At 53.8% G+C, this 277-nt stretch carries 1 pseudogene; it reads right to left on the bottom strand.

Going from position 1 to position 277, the window contains the following annotated elements:
• A pseudogene (locus tag FJT57_RS17310) lies at nucleotides 1–277 on the bottom strand (hypothetical protein); the annotation flags it as partial.

Below are 277 nucleotides of genomic sequence, written 5' to 3'. Positions count from 1 at the left end.
GATGAACTCTTGTTTCGTTGGTCCTTGACGGTCGAGCAGATCGTCCCGTCCTGCTCGTTCGAGAACTGCCTGCGCGAAGTCCGTACAGTGAGATTCGTGCTGCCCAGCATACTCTGATAGGGCTTCTCGCCAGTGCATATCCAGCTCGAACTCGGCTAATCGGATTTGGATCCCGTCTTTCCGTTCGACGAGGTCGACCTCCAAGTTTTTGAGTTGCTTGAATCGGAGATTGTTCCGGCGAACCGTGATGAGCCGCTTGGAATCAACGATGTAGGGA

The sequence above is a fragment of the Halobellus captivus genome (assembly GCF_007655485.1).
Lineage (GTDB): Archaea > Halobacteriota > Halobacteria > Halobacteriales > Haloferacaceae > Haloquadratum > Haloquadratum captivum.
Note: the sequence above shows the minus strand (reverse complement) of the source record. Positions and strands in the feature narration are given on the sequence as shown.